This window comes from Microbulbifer variabilis, assembly GCF_020524905.1.
Taxonomy (GTDB): Bacteria; Pseudomonadota; Gammaproteobacteria; order Pseudomonadales; family Cellvibrionaceae; genus Microbulbifer; species Microbulbifer variabilis_A.
Genome location: NZ_JAIVKI010000003.1, coordinates 133239 through 151441 on the forward strand (window position 1 = coordinate 133239; position 18203 = coordinate 151441).

Below are 18203 nucleotides of genomic sequence, written 5' to 3' on the forward strand. Positions count from 1 at the left end.
CGATAACACTAAAAGCGGAGTAGCTTATGTTGAAATCAGTAAAAACGGGACTGGGATTGGCCTGTGTTTTGGCTGTAATGGCCGGTTGTAGCAATACTAACAGCGACAAGAGCAGCGGCGAGGAGTACACCCAGCCGGAGGTTGACACCCAGGTTGAAACTACCGTTGTCGATGAAAGTGAAAAGATGGCTCCGCTGGAGAATGTGGTTTACTTCGACTTCGACGAATCCCTGCTGAAGCCGGAAACCCGTGAACTGCTGATCCGTCACGCTGACCGTATGCGCGGTACCCCCGCTGCTGTTCGCCTCGAAGGCCATGCTGACGAGCTGGGCACCCGCGAGTACAACCTGGCTCTGGGTGAGCGTCGCGCCAATGCCGTACGCGACTTTTTGGTACTGCAGGGCGTAGATGCAGCTAACCTGGAAGTGATCAGCTACGGTGAAGAGCGTCCGGCTCAGATGGGCTCTAACGAAGCTGCCCGTGCGATGAACCGTCGCGTTGTTATTAACTAATCGTCAAAATGGATGCCAATGGCTTTTACGATTAGAAAACTGGCGATCGCCGCAGCCATAATGGCTGCGGCATCGCCCGTCTTCTCCCAGGCCCCGATTGTCGACCTGTCTGCAAGTAGTCAGGAACAATCCCCCGTTTCTAGTGGCTCTAGTGCTGAGGGCATGTTCCTCGCCCGCGCTACAACCTCCAGCCCCAAAGCCCAGACCAATCCCCAGGCCGAAGCCTACTACCAGATGCAGGTATTGCAGCAGGAAGTGCGCGAATTGCGCGGAACGGTTGAGGAGTTGCGCCATGAGATCAAGCGTCTCAAGCAGCAGCGCACCGAGGATTACATGGATCTGGATCGGCGTATTGCACGCCTGAGCGGCACCGAGCCCTCGGCACAACCATCTGTCCAGCCGACAGTACAACCGCCTGTCAAAGGTGGTGGCGGCGCCGCTGTTCGCGGAGACTCTGCCATGCCGCCTAAGCCCCAGGGGCCGAAAGATGGCAAGAGTGAGCGCGACCGCTACCAGGCCAGTTTTGGTTTAGCTCGCAATGGCGATTACGGTGGTGCCAGCGCTGAATTCAAGAGCCTGTTACAGGACTTTCCCAATGGTCAGTACGCTCCCAATGCCAATTATTGGTTGGGTGAGATAGCACTGGTGCAAGGGAATCTGGAGGAGGCCCGCGAGTGGTTTGTGGCATTACTGGATGGCTACCCAAACTCCAACAAAGTGTGGGATGGCCGCTATAAGCTGGGTACGGTTTATCACCAGCTGGGAGATCAGCAGAAAGCTCGCAACCTGCTGGAGCAGGTAGCTGCGAGTGATGCTCGCGCCTCGAACCTAGCTAAGAAGTATCTCCAGGAGAACTTCTAGCACAGAGTCAGGGTTGTAACTCTGCTCTATAGCGTCGCTGGTTTTTTGATCAGAAAAAGCCTATGATCCCGCGCCCGGATGGCATGAGCCATTCGGGCGTTTTTGTGTCGGGTGTGTATGACCAATTTGTCTAAAGAATCACTCAGGATTAGTGAAATTTTCTACTCCCTTCAGGGAGAGGCGCGAGAAAGTGGCCTACCAACGGTGTTTGTTCGCCTGACCGGTTGCCCGCTGCGCTGTACCTATTGCGACTCGGAATACGCTTTTTATGGCGGTGAGCGCATGACCCTGGAGCAGATATTACTGCAGGTTCAGAGTCATCCCGCGCGCCGTGTGTGCGTGACGGGAGGTGAGCCCCTGGCCCAACCCAATTGTCTGCCGCTGTTGGAAGCTCTCTGTGACGCCGGTTACTCGGTATCGCTTGAGACCAGTGGCGCCATGCCGGTGGATCAGGTGGACCCCAGGGTTTCACGGGTTGTGGATCTGAAAACCCCAGCCTCTGGAGAACAGCACCGCAACCGCATGGAAAATATGCCGCTTCTCACCCGCGAGGATCAGATCAAGTTTGTGATCTGCGATCGGGGAGATTACGAATGGGCCAGATTTACCCTGGATCAGTACCGTTTACCGGAGCGGGTAGGAGAGGTGCTCTTTTCCCCCAGCTATGAGCAGCTGCCCGCGCGACAACTGGCAGAGTGGATTTTGGCTGATGGCCTACCGGTGCGTATGCAGATGCAGTTGCACAAACTGCTGTGGGGAGATATCCCGGGTGTTTAATTGGCCCGGTGATTGTGGATATAAACATTGAGGAAGAGATGACTGCAAAGAAAGCGGTAATTTTGCTGTCCGGTGGCCTCGACTCGGCCACAGTGCTCGCCATGGCGCGCGCAGAAGGTTACGAGTGTTATGCGCTGGGTTTCGATTATGGTCAGCGACATGAGGCTGAATTATTGGCAGCGAAGCGCGTTGCGGCCGATCTCGGTGCGGTAGAGCACAAGGTAGTGAAGCTCGATCTGCGTTCGATCGGCGGCTCAGCCCTGACCGACGACAGCATTGAAGTTCCAGAAGAGGAAACCAGCGGAATTCCGGTCACCTATGTGCCTGCTCGCAATACGGTGTTTCTCTCAATTGCCCTGGGTTGGGCCGAGGTTCTTGGAGCTCAGGACATTTTTGTTGGCGTCAACGCGGTGGATTATTCTGGATATCCAGACTGCCGTCCGGAATATATCGAGGCCTATGAAAAAATGGCCAACCTCGCCACCCGCGCTGGGGTCGAAGGACACAAGCTCTCTGTAAGAGCGCCGCTGATGCAGATGAGCAAGGCGGATATCGTGCTTGAGGGGACCCGTCTTGGGGTTGATTACAGTTTGACGGTATCCTGTTACCAGGCGCGCCCCGATGGTGCGGCTTGTGGTCGCTGCGATAGTTGCCGGCTGCGCGCTACGGGATTTACCGATGCCGGCCTGGCGGACCCCACATTGTATGCCGGTTGATTGGCAGTAGGTGTCATTTTCAAGGGAAATACCTAACTCCTTAAATTTGTTAGATTTTTTTTCGGGTTAGGTATTGTCTTTTCAAAATAGATCCGTAAGATACGCAGCTCCTCACATCGAGGCACGGAAAAGGGTCGTTAGCTCAGTTGGTAGAGCAGTTGGCTTTTAACCAATTGGTCGCTGGTTCGAGTCCAGCACGACCCACCATTTCCGCCGGGGCATTCACAGAAACCCCATAGCTTTTATACCTCTGCGCGAGGGTAAAGGCATCCTGAGTTGGGACATACCAAATTCGCCCAACTTCACAAGGGTCGTTAGCTCAGTTGGTAGAGCAGTTGGCTTTTAACCAATTGGTCGCTGGTTCGAATCCAGCACGACCCACCATCTCTTCCTCCCGTGAATTACACCGGATTTTTAATCTCTCATTTGAAAAGCTGGTTTTTCTCGCCTGCTATATTTCCTATTTGGCGCAGCCACAAGCTTTTATATTAAGCTGGGCTTAGCTATCAATTAAATCTGCTGCTACTTCTCCCAAAAATAAGCAGCTGGTAAGGCCGGGAGACTCAATCCCAAAAAAAGCTACCAATTGAGGCCCTTTTGTTTCGCCCTTGTGAAAAACTTTGAAATCCTGGGGTGGGCTGCCTTTTGCTGCCAGTTTTGGGCGAATGCCAGCATAGTCCGGTTTCAGGCTTTCTTGGGGGAGTTCGGGCCAGTAGAGACGAATACTTTTATAAAATTTTTCCCCTCGGTTTTTATCCACCGTGTACTCAATTTTGTCTACCCACTCAACATCTGGGCCAAAGCGAGCGTAGCCCTCCATGTCCAATGTGAGGTGGGTGCCGAGCCCGCCGGGCTCTGGCAGGGGGTAGATTAGGTGGGAAAAAGGGGGTTTGTGGTTGAGAGAGAAATAATTTCCCTTTGCTAGAAATTGATTTGGGACCTCCTGCCGAATACTTTTATCGTTAATTTTGCAGAGCAACCGGTGGCTATGCAGTCCTGCAGCCACAATCAAATACTTTGTGGCAAGCTGATAACCGTCACTCATGGTGAGTTGATAGTTTTCGCTTTCGCGAGATACTTTTTCCACTGCTGTATCCAGTACCACCTGGCCCCCCTCTATCTCCAGGGCGCCCTGTAATGCCAGCAGAAGGGTGTGGCTATCGAAAATACCCGTAGTGGGTGAGTAAATCGCGCTATGGCAGTGCAGTTTTGGTTCTATGGACTCGGCTTCTTTCCTGTTCAGTAGTCTCAACCTTCCCGCACCGTTCTTATCACCCTGTGCCTTCAGGGCTTTGAGTTGTGGAAGTTGGGATTCGCTGGTGGCCAGAATTAATTTACCGATAGGTTTATGTGGGACGGCGTGCTCACGGCAAAAGTGATAGAGCTTGGCTTTACCTGCGACACAGGCCCGGGCTTTTAGGCTGTTGCTGGGATAATAAATGCCGGCATGAATCACCTCGCTACTGCGGGCGCTTATCTCGGTGCCGATACTGGTGTGTTGTTCCAAAACCAGTACCTGCAGGCCTCTACTGGCCAGAGCGTATGCACTGGCAAGTCCAATAGCTCCGGCACCAATTACAATGCTTTCTACCTTTTCCATGAAGGGTCCACCGATAAGAGAAAGACTTTGTTTGCCCAAACGTACAGCTCTTCGCTTAACCCCTGTACTCCCCGGATTGGTTGGGCGTGCACAACGGGGAGCTACTTACTTTGTGCTGCTGTCAAATAACTAGTTGTTGATACTTTAGGTGCACTGATATGGCGTCGCAATGCGTTATAATGCGCGTTTTTCGCTAGTGGTAGTTGGCCATGACCCAAAAGTCCATTGTCGCAGAACAGGTAGATTCCCGCTCTCTGGTGCAGGCGCACTTGGCGGAGCCGGTTGTGCCTCAATACAGTGAAGAGGAGTTGCAAGCCTGGCGCGAGCGTATAAAGCGCCTGCTGAAGGAGCAGAATGCCGTACTGGTGGCTCACTATTACACAGACCCACTCATCCAGGCACTGGCCGAAGAGACTGGCGGTTGTGTGTCTGACTCCCTGGAAATGGCCCGCTTTGGTGCTAAGCATAGCGCCGATACCCTGGTGGTGGCCGGGGTGAAGTTTATGGGTGAGACCGCAAAGATCCTGACACCCAATAAGCGTGTGTTAATGCCCACCCTGGAGGCTACTTGCTCCCTGGACCTGGGCTGCCCCCCAGATGAATTTTCCGAGTTTTGTGATCAGCATCCAGATCGCACAGTAGTGGTTTACGCCAATACCTCCGCTGCGGTGAAGGCGCGGGCCGATTGGGTGGTCACTTCCAGTATTGCGCTGGATGTTGTGGACCACCTGGATGCCAATGGCGAAAAAATCTTGTGGGCACCAGATAAGCACCTCGGTGGTTACGTGCAGCGCGAAACCGGTGCAGATGTTCTGCTTTGGGATGGCTCTTGTATCGTACACGAGGAGTTCAAGGCGAAAGGGGTGGAAGATCTGAAGGCACTCTACCCGGATGCGGTAGTGTTGGTACATCCAGAATCCCCTGCCTCGGTGGTTGAGTTAGCGGATGTGGTGGGTTCTACCTCGCAGATAATCAATGCGGCCAAGACTCGCCCAGAGAAGCGCTTTATCGTGGCAACCGACCAGGGCATCTTTTACAAGATGCAACAGGAATGCCCGGATAAAGAACTGATGGTTGCTCCCACCGCTGGGGCCGGTGCCACCTGCCGCAGTTGCGCCAACTGTCCATGGATGGCGATGAACTCCCTGGAGAACCTATGTGGAGTGCTGGAACGCGGTGACAACGAGATCTTTGTGGATGCGGAGCTGGGCCGCAAGGCGATGATCCCACTGCAGAGAATGCTGGATTTCCGTAAAGGCTGAAGATTGCCCAGTGGGGCTTATCTGACACCAACCAAAAAGAGCGGCCATTGGCCGCTCTTTTTGGTTGGTATTGGTGGCAGGGGGATTAAAGCTCCTTGGCTTTCTCCTGCATCTTGATCACATCCTTGAGACGCTGTTCCAAAATGGCATTCGTTTGATAGTCATCTTTGGTCATGCGGATGCCGTGACGCAAGTGTTGTAGGGCTTTGTCGAAAACTCCATTGAGAATGTAGTACTCGGCGCGGGCCTCATGTACGCCGACAATATCCCCAGCCAAGCCGTGTGTCTCTGCCAGCAGGTACCATACGGCCGGATCCTTCTTGCGCACCCGGCTGTATTTGGCCAACATGCGTTCGGCCGCCAGATAGTTGCCTGCCTTAAAGTGCGCATTGGCGAGCCCCATGATCAGGGCGTGGTCGCCGGGGTTGCGATCCAGCGCGCGCTGTAAACGTTGAGTGGCACCTGTGTAATCTTGTCGGACCAGATCGATATCCGCACGTGCCAGTACAAAGGCCGCTTTTGATGGCTCTTTGTCGAGCAGAGGTTGCAAGGTATCCAGAGCCGAATCCGGCCTTCCCGCTGCGATCTGCGCCAGTGTCAGGCCGTAGCGGGCGGCATCTTCATTGTCATTGATACCGTTGAGTTCGGCCTGGAAGCGTTTAACTGCCTGCTGAGGTGTCGCTTCAGTGGCCAGGCGAATTCTGGCGCGCATCATATGGTAATCGCGACTGTCGCTCGGTTCGATATTCTCCATACGCTGGGAGCGCAGCTTGGCGTCGGCGATCCGCTTTTCTGTTACCGGGTGGGTCAGCAGGAACTCCGGCGGCCGGCGATAGTAGCGTGTGGCTTTAAGCATCTGCTCGAACATCTCGCCGGCGGCGTCCGGGTCGCGGCCAGACTTGGCCAGGGTTTCAATGCCGACCCGATCGGCCTCCTGCTCATTCTTGCGGCTAAAACGCAACTGGCTGTCCAGTGCTGCGGCCTGGGTTGCGGTCATGGCCGCAATGCCAGCCTCGCCGCCGGCAGTGGCAGCGAGCACCAGAGCGCCGAGCATGCCGGCGAGAGTGGGCAGGGTATTGTTGCGCTGGGCCTCCAGTGAGCGGGCGTAATGGCGCTGGCTGAGGTGGCCCAGTTCATGCGCAATTACCGAGGCAAACTGATCTTCATTTTCCGCAAACAGGAAGAGGCCGGTGTGAACACCCATGATGCCGCCGGGCACCGCGAATGCGTTCATGGTTTCATTGTTCACTACGACCACATCGATATTCTTGTCCTCCAGAGGGCTGTATTCGGCAAGTCCCTTGACGGTTTTCTCGACGTATTGTTGCAGGAGTGCATCTGAGGAGGTCTTTACCTGGCTGCGGAACATTCGCAGCCACATTTGCCCAAGTTCTTTTTCTCGCTGGGGGGAGACCAGGCCGCTGGTGCTGTCGCCGAGTTCCGGCAGGCGGATCCCCTCGGAGTCGGCAATGGCTGCGATTGGGGTGCTGCCGAGCAATAGGCCGATGCCCAATGCCTTTAAACTGCCACGTAGTCGCTGTGGGAGGGTCGAGGAGTGTGTTCGACGAGGCAGGCTTTTTTGGGGATCAGTCATTTTGATTACTGCTCGGTCTGTCCGTGTAGGATCTATAGTCCAACTCTATACGCAACCCCGTTGAACTGTCGAGAGTTTGACCGAGTGGGTCTGTAAAGGTTCAGGCTTGCGCCAGTTGGCAGGTTAAAAAGGGTAAAGCTTTGGCGGTATCTGGCGCAGATTACGCGTTATAATCTGCAGCCCTGCAAAGTTTGTGACCGAGTAGCCAATGGCCGAGTTTCCCTCCGATACCGCTGGTGAACAGAAAGTGCCGGACTGGCACACGGCGGTAACGGTGGATGCCCGCCAGTTGCCGTGCCCCCAGCCCCTGTTGGCCATGCGCAGAGCCCTGCGCCAATATGAGGCGGGAACCCTGCTGTGTATTATGGCCACCGATGAGGGCTCCTGGCGCGATTTCCACAGCTTTGCTTCACTGAGCGGCAGGCCTCTGCTGCGCGCCGAGAGGCGTGATAACACCTTTCTATATTGGCTGTACGCTGGCAAATGAAGAATCAATCCCGAGAGTCTATGTTGTCGATTGTTAAAGGCTGGGTGAACCGCTACTTCAGTCAGGAAGAAGTGGTGCTGCTCGTGCTGTTACTCACCGTGGCACTGGTGGTGCTGGCCACGCTCGGAGGCGTGCTGGCGCCGGTGCTTACGGCTCTAGTGATCGCTTTCCTGATGCAGGGCATGGTGCAAAAGCTTAAGTCCTGGCGAGTGCCCCACTGGATCGCGGTGTCGCTTTCCTGTCTGGTATTGGTCGGCACCATTGTGGCCTTGCTATTTGTCGTGCTACCGATTATTTGGCGCCAGCTGGTACGTCTCGGCGCAGAATTGCCAAATATGGTGCAGCGCGGCCAGGAGTTGCTGTTGCTACTGCCGGAGCGCTACCCGCACCTGGTTTCGGCGGCGCAGATCGATGAGATTTTTAATACCCTCGGCAAAGAACTCGGTGGCATGGGGCAGACCCTGCTGGCCTTCTCCCTCACCAACCTGCCAATTTTTGCCGGACTGCTGATTTATGTGGTGGTGGTGCCGATCCTGGTATTTTTCTTCTTAAAGGATTCCGACCAGCTGATCCGTTGGTGTACCTCCTTCCTGCCGAAGGAGCGTCCCATGCTGCACCAGATCTGGCACGAGATGAACGATCAGGTTGCCAATTATGTGCGCGGTAAAGTGGTGGAGATCGGCATAGTGGCAGTGGTGAGCTATGCCGCCTTCCTGTTGCTGGGGGTCAATTATGCCCTGTTGCTGGCTGTGGCAGTGGGCTTAAGTGTTTTGATTCCCTATATCGGCGCAGCAGTGGTGACTATCCCGGTGGCGGCCATTGGCCTGTTCCAATGGGGTTGGAGTAACGAATTTTTCTACCTGATCATAACTTACGGGATTATCCAACTGCTCGATGGCAATGTGCTGGTGCCGTTGTTGTTCTCTGAGGCGGTTAACCTGCACCCGGTGGCGATTATCCTGGCGGTATTGTTTTTTGGTGGGATTTGGGGTTTTTGGGGAGTCTTCTTCGCTATCCCTCTGGCCACCCTACTCAAGGCCATTATGACCGCCTGGCCCACTAGCGAGCACCAGGCCGAGTGGGAGGCAAAACGCATTTCGGAGTGATGTCCGACTGAGTCTTCATTAGTCGATTTCTTTTCTTTGTATAGGCGCGGGGCCATTGCTAGAATGCCGCGCTTTCCTTTATTTGCTCCTTCAAATAGGTGAGAGCCCATGAGCCTGGCTGACAAAGTTCTAGCGGTCAATAATGACCTGCCGATCCGTACCGACAAGCCCATTCACAGTGGCAAGGTCCGCTCCGTTTACTGGCTGACTGAGGCCGACAGCCGCCGCTTGATCGAGGAGAAAGGCTATCCGGTAGCGCCGGACGCCCCTCTGGCGGTGATGGTGATTTCCGACCGTATCTCCGCTTTCGATTGTATCTGGACCGGCGAAGGTGGCATGCGCGGTGTGCCCGGTAAGGGCGCGGCACTGAATGCCATTTCCAACCACTGGTTCAAGCTGTTCAAAGAGCAGGGCCTGGCTGATAGCCACATCCTGGATATCCCACATCCACTGGTATGGATCGTCCAGAAGGCGCGTCCGGTAATGATCGAAGCGATCGCCCGTCAGTACATCACCGGCTCCATGTGGCGCTCTTACCAGAAGGGCGAGCGTGAATTCTGTGGAATCGAAATCCCCAATGATCTGCAGAAAGACCAGAAGTTACCCGAGCTGCTGATTACCCCTTCCACTAAAGGTATTCTCAAGGGAATTCCCGGCGTACCGGAAGCGGATGATGTCAATATCACCCGCAAGAATATCGAAGATAATTTTGCAGACTTTAACTTCCGCAGTGCAGGCGATATCGACCTGTACGAGAAACTGCTGAAGGAAGGTTTTGATGTAATCTCCGCTGAACTGGAAAAGCTCGACCAGATCTTTGTCGACACCAAGTTTGAATTCGGTTACGTGACCGATGCCAATGGTGAAGAAAAGCTGATTTATATGGATGAGGTGGGCACTCCGGACTCCTCCCGAATTTGGGATGGTGAAGAGTACCGCGCTGGCAAAGTTGTGGAAAACTCTAAAGAGGGTTTCCGCCAGGCTCTGCTCAGCTACTTCCCGGATTCCGATATCCTGCTGAACAAAGATCGTATGGACGAGCGCCTGGCTCTGGCCCGGGATAACGAATTGCCGGAGTCCATGCTGATGGATCTCTCCAAAACCTACGTGGGTATTGCTGAGAAGATTATCGGAAAGAAACTGGTAATATCGGATAACCCCAAAGCGGAGCTACTCGAAGTTCTGCGCAAGGATTATGGCTTGGTCGATTGATCCAGTCTTGATTTTAAAAACCGGCGCTTGCGCCGGTTTTTTTATGCCCGCCACAATTCGCCATTATTCCCCCTAACTTCCGCCCGATTCCCTGCCGTCTTTCGCCCGCTTTGCCCTGTTTAATAAGTTCACTATCCAATTTAAAAGTGGAGAAAAGTGAGTGAACAGGGTGATGTTGTTTGGGCAGCGGTTTCATAAAGACGATCTGATGTTGCCGACGGAAGAGTATTATCGTCGCCGCCAGAAAACCGGGGGTGCGGGCCGCTGGTTATTATTTTTTGTGGTGGTATTGGCCGTGGTGATTGCGGCTATCGGAGCCGAGGTCAGTGCTCAGGAGCTCGTTTACGAAAATGATACTGTCACCGCTGAACCGGTCACCCTGGATGATGTGCAAGCAGGAGATTTGCTATTTACCAGTGCGGATAGCGACCGCTATGTGCCCGCAGTGCACCTGGGCAGCAGTGTTAAAATGGTGGTGCGCGGCTTGGTTGCAGAAGTGCAATTGCAGCAGGCTTTTCAAAATACCAGCGATGTTTGGCAGGAGGCCATTTATGCACTGCCATTGCCCGATCAGGTGGCAGTGGCCGGTCTCGAAATTCAGTTAGGTGAGCGCCGAATTATTGGCAAGGTGCGCGAGCGCTTGCAGGCGGCAAAGATTTATAAAGCTGCTCGTGCGGCGGGTAAACGCGCAGCTCTCTTAGAGCAGCAACGTCCCAACCTGTTTACCAACAAGGTGGCCAATATTGCACCGGGAGAAACGGTGCAGGTGAATATTCGCTATCTACAGCCAGTAGCCTATGACAGCGGCGTCTTTTCTTTGCGCATGCCGACTACTCTAACTCCCCGTTATATCCCCGGTGAACCCATTCCCTCACAAGCCCTTGGTGGTACCGAACTGGAACTGGTAACACAGGGCAGTGGTTGGGCGCTGCCTACCAATCAGGTAAAGGATGCACCGGCGATTACTCCGTTGATGCAGCCGGCGGAAGAGGTGGAGCCGGTGGCTAGTCACAATATTGCGATTGAGGTTGAGCTGGAAGGTGGCTTGCCGTTGGTGAAAATTGGCAGCCCCTATCACGATATTGCTATCGATGAAAAAGCTGGAGAGCGCTACTCCATTCGTTTGCGCAATGGCACGACGAAAATGGATCGAGACTTTTTATTAAATTGGCAGGCTGAACCCTCGGCTATGCCGCGTGCGGCATTGTTTAGTGAGCTTGATAGTGAGCGTATCACTGGGGTACTAGGGAGTGGGGAGGAAGCGGATGAAAAACCCGGTACTTATTTGCAGGTGATGCTGCTGCCACCGGATGAGGGCACTCAGGCCCAACGCTTGCCACGGGAAGTGGTCTACGTCATCGATACCTCTGGCTCTATGGGCGGTAACTCCATTCGCCAGGCCAAGGAGAGCCTGGTACTGGCGCTTTCGCGCCTGCATGGTAATGACCGTTTTAATGTCATTGAATTTAATAACAGCCCACGCGCTTTTTTCCCGCGTCCGGTGACAGCGAGTGCGGAGAATATTCAGCGTGCGCGCCAGGAGGTCGAACATTTAAATGCCGATGGGGGTACCGAGATGGCCTCGGCACTGCGTCTGGCGTTGGGGCAGCAGCTGCCCGACGATACCAGCCTGGTACATCAAGTGGTGTTTATTACCGATGGTGCGGTGGGTAATGAGCAGGCGCTGTTTGAGTTAATTCATCAACATCTGGGCAACGCGCGTTTATTTACGGTGGGCATTGGCTCGGCGCCCAACAGCCACTTTATGCGTAAAGCTGCCCAGTTTGGCCGCGGCATCTCGGTAACTATTGGCGATCTTTCCGAAGTGCGCGGGCGTATGCAGACACTGTTCGCCAAGCTGGAAAATCCCATGGCCACCGACCTACAGCTGAGCTGGCCCGAGGGTGTGGTGGCGGACGCATACCCCAAGCGAATTCCCGATCTCTATCGCGGTGAGCCATTGCAGTTGGTGGCCAGGGTGGAAGGGGGCCAATTGCAAGGGGATATTCAGCTGCGCGGGCGCATGGCAGGTAAGCAGTTTGTGCGCAAGTTGGCGCTGGCGGTGGAGCAGGTCCCCAATACCGGTGGTATCGGCAGTTTGTGGGCGCGCAGAAAAATTGAATTCCTGCGCGATCGCCAAACTCAGTTGGGGGAGAAGAGCGATGCGGGCCAGGCCCTGCGCGAGCAGATTTTGCAGCTCGCCCTGGATCATCAACTCGCCAGCCCCTACACCAGCTTTGTCGCCGTTGAAGAAACGATAGCGCGCACGACTGATAAAGAACTGTCACAGAGTGTGGTAACCAACATTGTGCCTAAAGGGCAGGTGCTGCAGCGTCAGGCTTATCCCAGTACCGCCACTGGTGTGTACACACAATTACTAGCGGCTTTGAGTCTGCTCAGTCTGGCGGTACTGCTAGGCTGCGGCCACTCGATGCGCGCCAATGCAATGGGAGCGGTACGCCGCTTGTTGCGCAAAATTGTGCCGGACTTGCGCCGCTGTAATGGTGGGTTGGAGGCGCAGTTGGGGAGTGCACCGCGGTGATACGGCTGCTGCTTTTTGTAACGTGCCTGGTACTGGGGTTGTGGCAATTGGGTTCCAGCTCCTGGTTGCTGGCTAAAGCACAGTTGGCCCAGTTACTGATTGCTAATGCCTGGGAAGAGCAGTTGCAGGATGGAGCCCCGCAAAAGCCTTGGCCCTGGGCAGATACCCGGCCGGTGGCCAAGCTCAAGTTGCAGGGCCAGCGTCCATTGGTCGTTCTTGCCGGAGGCAGTGGACAGGCCCTCGCTTTTGGTCCGGGGATGCTGGCGGGTTCCGGCAAGCCCGGTGATTTCCGCACGACGGTGATAGCCGCGCACCGGGATACACACTTTGCCGGGCTGCAACATTTACAGCGCGGCAACGCGATCTATCTGCAGGGCGAGGACGGCCGCTGGCACACTTACCGGGTAACGGAGTTGCGTATCGTAAATAGTAAACGCGAGCGCCTGCCGGTATTCGCTGAACGGGGTCTGCTGTTGGTGACCTGCTACCCCTTCGATGCTATCGCGGCGGGTGGTCCTATGCGCTACTTGGTCTACGCTGAATACCAATCTGGTGGGGGGCTTGTGCAGCTGTGACTGAAGGCTTTAATTGGGGCTCGATTTTGTAGTTCATTTTCTCAAACTTTCCATAAAATATTCTGGTAAAGCAACAAAACGGCAAATAATTGTTTTGCCGTTTTGTTTTGTTTGTAACTAACTGTCCTATCTGGAAAATTTTTTGTAGTAATACTACAATCGCCTCCGCTAATCACCGGGGATAGGGTTTTGTCCGCCACGCTGAGTGGGCCCGGCAACAGATAATTACTATCAAACTAAGTACTCGCGGCACAGACCAGCGCCGCTTTCCCTCTCCGCTGCGATTGGGTGAAGATTTACTCATTGCATTTCCGCCACCATAGGTGGTGAATTGGCGGAAGCCTGAAAAAAAGGAAGCATTTTTTCGCCTGCGCTGTAGTTTGCCCGCGAACCGATTTTTGAGAAATAGACCGACTCGACGTCGCCTAATTCGCCGAGGAGCATTTGATGCACGAAGATACCGATAACCTCGAAACGCAGGAATGGCTGGATGCGCTGCAGGCGGTTATCCGCTATAGCGGCAAAGAGCGCGCCGCCTTCCTTCTGAAGCAGCTGTCTGATCGCGCCACGGATGTTGGCGTACAGTTGCCTGCGGCTATTACTACCCCTTACCGCAATACCATTCCGCCCAATGCGGAAAAACGCATGCCCGGCGACCTGTTTATGGAGCGCCGTATCCGCTCGCTGATTCGCTGGAATGCCCTGGCGATGGTCGTGCGTGCCAATCAGAACAACGATCACCTCGGCGGCCATATCTCCAGCTTCTCCTCCGCCGCCACGCTTTACGATGTGGGCTTTAACTACTTTTTCCGCGGCAATGAAGGTGAGGAACGCGGCGACCTGATTTTCTTCCAGGGCCACAGTGCGCCGGGTATCTATGCTCGTTCCTATTTGGAAGGACGCTTCGATGAGGAGCAACTGGATAACTTCCGCCGCGAAGTGAACGGTAATGGCCTCTCCTCTTATCCACACCCTTGGCTGATGCCGGATTACTGGCAGTTCCCTACCGTATCCATGGGGCTGGGACCAATTCAGGCGATTTATCAGGCGCATATTATGCGCTACATGTCCGCCCGAGGTTTGTCCCCACGCGGTGATCGCAAGGTATGGGCTTTCCTTGGTGATGGTGAGTGTGATGAGCCGGAAACCCTGGGCGCAATTTCCCTGGCCGGCCGCGAACAGCTGGAAAACCTGGTGTTCGTGGTTAACTGTAATTTGCAGCGCCTGGATGGCCCGGTGCGCGGTAACGGCAAAATCGTACAGGAGCTTGAAGGCGTATTCCGTGGGGCCGGTTGGAACGTCGTTAAGGTGCTCTGGGGTCGCCTGTGGGACCCGCTGCTGGAGAAAGACGACAAAGGTCTGCTGCAGAAAGTCATGGATGAAGTGGTCGATGGCGAGATGCAGAACTTTAAGGCCAACGGGGGTGCTTATACCCGCGAGCATTTCTTTGGCAAATACCCGGAGTTGCTGGAACTGGTCAAGGATATGTCCGACGACGAGATCATGAAGCTGAATCGCGGCGGCCACGACCCATACAAGGTATACGCAGCCTACGCGGCAGCCATGGCGCACAAAGGCCAGCCCACCGTGATCCTGGCGCAAACGGTTAAAGGTTACGGCCTGGGCTCCGCCGGCGAAGCGGCGATGGATACCCACTCCGTGAAGAAGCTGGATCTGGATGCCCTCGAGCGCTTCCGCGACCGCTTTGCTATTCCGCTCACGGATAAAGAGCTGGAAGAAGTCCCTTACTACCGCCCATCACCGGACAGCCCGGAAATGAAATATATGGCGGAGCGCCGTAAGGCCCTGGGTGGTCCGGTTCCGCGTCGACCCACCGAGTGCCCCAAACTGGAAGTGCCTGATCTCGATGCCTTCAGTGCACTGACCAAGGGCTCTGGCGAGCGTGAAATTTCAACCACCATGGCTTTTGTGCGGGCTATCGCCGCGCTGGTAAAAGACAAGAATATCGGCAAATACATCGCGCCGATCGTTCCAGATGAAGCTCGAACTTTCGGTATGGAAGGCCTGTTCCGCCAGCTAGGCATCTACTCCTCCCAGGGGCAGCGTTACACCCCGGTGGATCACGGCCAGATCATGTATTACAAGGAAGACAAGAAAGGCCAGGTGCTGGAAGAGGGCATCAACGAAGCCGGTGCTATGTCCACCTGGATGGCATTGGCCACCGCCTACAGCAACCACGGCGTAGCGATGGTGCCTTTCTATATCTACTACTCCATGTTTGGTTTCCAGCGAATCGGCGACCTGGCCTGGGCCGCTGGTGATATGCAGGCGCGCGGCTTCTTGATCGGCGCCACTGCCGGCCGTACCACCCTGAACGGTGAAGGTCTGCAGCATCAGGATGGCCACAGCCATGTGCTCTCCTCAACGATCCCCAACTGTCGCAGCTATGACCCGGCCTATGGCTATGAACTGGCCGTGGTTATGCAGCGCGGCCTTAAGGAGATGTACGAGGAGCAGAAGAATGTCTTCTATTACATCACCATTGAGAACGAAAACTACCTGCAGCCGGAAATGCCCCAAGGCGTGGAAGAAGGCATTATTCGCGGTATCTACAAGCTGCAGTCCAACGTCAAGAAAGGTGCCAAAGGTAAGGCCGCCAAGAAGCATGTACAGTTGATCGGCGGCGGCACTATTTTGCGCGAAGTATTGGCAGCGGCGGATATCCTCGCCGACCAGTTTGGCGTAACTTCCGATGTTTGGAGCCTCACCTCTGCTGTGGAAGCGGCCCGTGAAGGCCAGGATGTGGCACGCTGGAATATGCTGCACCCGGAAGCCGAGCCACGCAAAGCCTGGATCAGCGAACAGTTTGAGGGGAATACGGCTCCGGTAATTGCTTCCACCGATTACATCCGTTCCTATGTGGAGCCGCTGCGCGAATTTATTGATGGTGAGCTGACCACTCTGGGCACCGATGGTTTTGGCCGCAGTGATAGCCGTGAGCAGTTGCGTCGCTTCTTCGAAGTGGATCGCAACTATGTGGTAGTCGCCGCTCTTAATGGGTTGGCCAAGCAGGGTGTGATTGATGCGAAAGAAGTTTCTGAGGCGATTGTGAAACTCAATATCGACGCCGAAAAAGTTAACCCGCGCATCAGCTAAGAGAAGGCAGAACTCCTATGGCAAAACAAGTCATTAAAGTGCCTGACCTCGGTGGTGCCGATCAGGTGGATGTTATTGAAATCACGGTTGCCGTCGGTGATACCGTCGCGCAAGAGGATTCCTTGATAGTGGTGGAGGGCGATAAAGCCTCCATGGATGTGCCGGCCCCCGTGGCTGGCAAAATCCTCAGCATCAGCGTGAAAGAGGGCGATAAGGTCTCTGAAGGCGATGTGATTGGGGAGATCGAAACCGATGTAGCGGAATCGCCGGCAGAGGAACCCACTGAGGCTCCGGCCCAGGAAGAGGCTGCACCGGCTTCCAAGCCGAAAGCCGAAGTCCCTGCGGCAGCGACGAGCGCTGAACCGAAAGAGGAAACGATCCAGGTCCCCGATCTGGGGGGTGCCGATGCGGTGGATGTGATCGAGATCAGTGTGCAGCCCGGCGATACTGTCGAAGAGGGCGACTCTCTGATCGTAGTGGAAGGTGACAAGGCGTCTATGGACATACCTTCCCCAAGCGCCGGTACCGTGGTCTCTATCGTCGTAAAAGAGGGCGACAAGGTCTCCACTGGGGATGCGTTGGGTGTATTGAAGGTGGCAGCCAAGGGAGACGCCGCTTCCCCCGTTGGGCCAGAAGCAGCCCCACAAGTCGAGGCTCCAGCCAAGAGTACTACGCAAGGGGAGTCAGAGCCGGTTGAACCGCCGGCGGCTCCCCAAAAAGACTACCAGTTAGAGCGCGACCTCACTGTGGCGGCCGAGGTTTACGCCGGCCCTGCCGTGCGCAAACTGGCGCGGGAGTTGGGTGTTACTTTGAACAAGGTGAAGCCCACCGGTCCGCGCAACCGGGTTTCCAAGGACGATCTGCACAACTATATCCGCGAGCAGGTGAAAAAGGCCGAGAGCGGTGCGGTTGGTGTCGGTGGTGCAATCGGTATCGCCAAGATGCCGGATATCGATTTCAGCCAGTTTGGTCCGGTGAATGTGGAGCCGATGAGCAAGATCCACAAGATCACCGCGGCCAATATGTCCCGCAACTGGCTCAATGTGCCTCATGTAACCCAGTTCGATGATGCGGATATCACCGAACTGGAAGACTTCCGTAAGTCTATGAAGGCAGAGGCGGAAAAGCGTGGCGTGAAACTCACTCCGGTGCCTTTCCTGTTGAAAGCCGTAGCGGCCGCCTTGCGCGCAGAACCCAGCTTCAATGTGTCACTGCACAATGATGGTGAGCACATTGTGCGCAAGGACTATGTGCACGTTGGTATGGCAGTGGATACACCCAAAGGCCTGATGGTGCCGGTGATTCGCGATGTGGATAAAAAGGGCTTGTATGAGCTGGCTGCCGAGGCCACAGAGCTTGCCCTGAAAGCCCGCGATGGCAAGCTGAAGCCCAACGAGATGCAGGGTGCCTGTTTTACTATCTCAAGCCTGGGCGCAATCGGTGGCAACGGATTTACCCCAATCGTCAATTCGCCGGAAGTGGGTATCCTCGGTGTCTCCAAGTTGGCGGTGAAGCCTGTGTGGAATGGCAAGGATTTTGAGCCAAGGCAGATGTTGCCACTGGCGTTGTCTTACGATCACCGCGCGGTGAATGGTGGCGATGCGGGGCGCTTTATGACCTATCTGGTGAGTGTGTTGGCGGACGTGCGTCGTTTGCTGCTGTAGTTCACAAGCCATAGCCAAAACTCGATAAAAAAAGCGGCCATCGGCCGCTTTTTTATTGGCACTTCTTACCTGTTTCAAGGGCGATCGTGAAGAGTCCACTGCTGTAGAGATAGGCCCCTCGTATACATCTTCTTTCCTTTCACTTGCTTGAATGAATTGGAACTGAAGAGTTGGTTTC

Annotated in this window: 14 protein-coding genes and 2 tRNA genes; 14 read left to right on the forward strand and 2 right to left on the reverse strand. The window is 55.0% G+C overall.

Going from position 1 to position 18203, the window contains the following annotated elements; translation table 11 throughout:
- The first annotated feature begins 26 nt into the window (after positions 1 to 26).
- The 6 genes from LC073_RS05820 to LC073_RS05845 all read left to right on the forward strand — a co-directional run bounded on the left by LC073_RS05820 (position 27) and on the right by LC073_RS05845 (position 3250).
- Positions 27 to 512 (forward strand): OmpA family protein, encoded by a 486-nt coding sequence (locus tag LC073_RS05820; protein WP_226644757.1) that lies wholly within the window; start codon positions 27 to 29, stop codon positions 510 to 512.
- 18 nt (positions 513 to 530) lie between these two features.
- On the forward strand, positions 531 to 1373 hold the full coding sequence (gene ybgF, locus LC073_RS05825) for a tol-pal system protein YbgF (protein ID WP_226644760.1): 843 nt from the start codon (positions 531 to 533) through the stop codon (positions 1371 to 1373).
- A 117-nt stretch (positions 1374 to 1490) separates the two neighbouring features.
- A complete protein-coding gene (gene queE / locus LC073_RS05830) occupies positions 1491 to 2150 on the forward strand; it encodes a 7-carboxy-7-deazaguanine synthase QueE (RefSeq protein WP_226644761.1) in 660 nt (219 codons plus the stop codon).
- A gap of 38 nt (positions 2151 to 2188) precedes the next feature.
- A complete protein-coding gene (queC, locus tag LC073_RS05835) occupies positions 2189 to 2866 on the forward strand; it encodes a 7-cyano-7-deazaguanine synthase QueC (protein WP_226645244.1) in 678 nt (225 codons plus the stop codon).
- 131 nt (positions 2867 to 2997) lie between these two features.
- Positions 2998 to 3073, forward strand: a tRNA-Lys gene (locus LC073_RS05840).
- Between the two features lie 101 nt (positions 3074 to 3174).
- A tRNA-Lys gene (locus LC073_RS05845) sits at positions 3175 to 3250 on the forward strand.
- A gap of 115 nt (positions 3251 to 3365) precedes the next feature.
- On the opposite strand, the gene LC073_RS05850 is transcribed toward LC073_RS05845, so the two are convergent.
- Positions 3366 to 4466, reverse strand: a complete 1101-nt coding sequence (locus LC073_RS05850; RefSeq protein WP_226644762.1) for an NAD(P)/FAD-dependent oxidoreductase — start codon at positions 4464 to 4466, stop codon at positions 3366 to 3368.
- Positions 4467 to 4675: 209 nt separating this feature from the next.
- Between LC073_RS05850 and nadA the strand changes: the two genes are divergently transcribed.
- Positions 4676 to 5728: a quinolinate synthase NadA gene (gene nadA / locus LC073_RS05855; protein WP_226644765.1), complete on the forward strand. Its 1053-nt coding sequence runs from the start codon at positions 4676 to 4678 to the stop codon at positions 5726 to 5728.
- Between the two features lie 85 nt (positions 5729 to 5813).
- Here nadA and LC073_RS05860 read toward each other — a convergent pair whose 3' ends face one another.
- Positions 5814 to 7322 (reverse strand): M48 family metalloprotease, encoded by a 1509-nt coding sequence (locus LC073_RS05860; RefSeq protein WP_226644782.1) that lies wholly within the window; start codon positions 7320 to 7322, stop codon positions 5814 to 5816.
- A gap of 208 nt (positions 7323 to 7530) precedes the next feature.
- On the opposite strand from LC073_RS05860, the gene LC073_RS05865 reads away from it, so the two are divergent.
- From LC073_RS05865 to aceF, 7 genes are all read left to right on the forward strand, one after another.
- Positions 7531 to 7809 carry a sulfurtransferase TusA family protein gene (locus LC073_RS05865; protein WP_226644786.1) on the forward strand — a complete coding sequence of 93 codons (279 nt, stop codon included), beginning with the start codon at positions 7531 to 7533 and terminating at the stop codon, positions 7807 to 7809.
- A gap of 20 nt (positions 7810 to 7829) precedes the next feature.
- The gene (locus LC073_RS05870) at positions 7830 to 8915 is read left to right on the forward strand and encodes an AI-2E family transporter (RefSeq protein WP_226645247.1); all 1086 of its coding nucleotides are present in this window, start codon (positions 7830 to 7832) and stop codon (positions 8913 to 8915) included.
- Between the two features lie 108 nt (positions 8916 to 9023).
- Positions 9024 to 10127: a phosphoribosylaminoimidazolesuccinocarboxamide synthase gene (locus tag LC073_RS05875; RefSeq protein WP_226644789.1), complete on the forward strand. Its 1104-nt coding sequence runs from the start codon at positions 9024 to 9026 to the stop codon at positions 10125 to 10127.
- A 160-nt stretch (positions 10128 to 10287) separates the two neighbouring features.
- Complete coding sequence (locus LC073_RS05880) at positions 10288 to 12669, forward strand: marine proteobacterial sortase target protein (RefSeq protein WP_226644792.1); 2382 nt, start codon at positions 10288 to 10290, stop codon at positions 12667 to 12669.
- Entirely contained in the window at positions 12666 to 13244 is a 579-nt protein-coding gene (locus LC073_RS05885) for a class GN sortase (protein ID WP_226644795.1), read from the forward strand. The genes LC073_RS05880 and LC073_RS05885 overlap by 4 nt, the downstream gene beginning before the upstream one ends.
- Before the next feature lie 447 nt (positions 13245 to 13691).
- A complete protein-coding gene (gene aceE / locus LC073_RS05890; protein ID WP_226644810.1) occupies positions 13692 to 16361 on the forward strand; it encodes a pyruvate dehydrogenase (acetyl-transferring), homodimeric type in 2670 nt (889 codons plus the stop codon).
- A 17-nt stretch (positions 16362 to 16378) separates the two neighbouring features.
- The gene (aceF, locus tag LC073_RS05895; protein WP_226644812.1) at positions 16379 to 18025 is read left to right on the forward strand and encodes a dihydrolipoyllysine-residue acetyltransferase; all 1647 of its coding nucleotides are present in this window, start codon (positions 16379 to 16381) and stop codon (positions 18023 to 18025) included.
- Positions 18026 to 18203 lie beyond the last annotated feature (178 nt).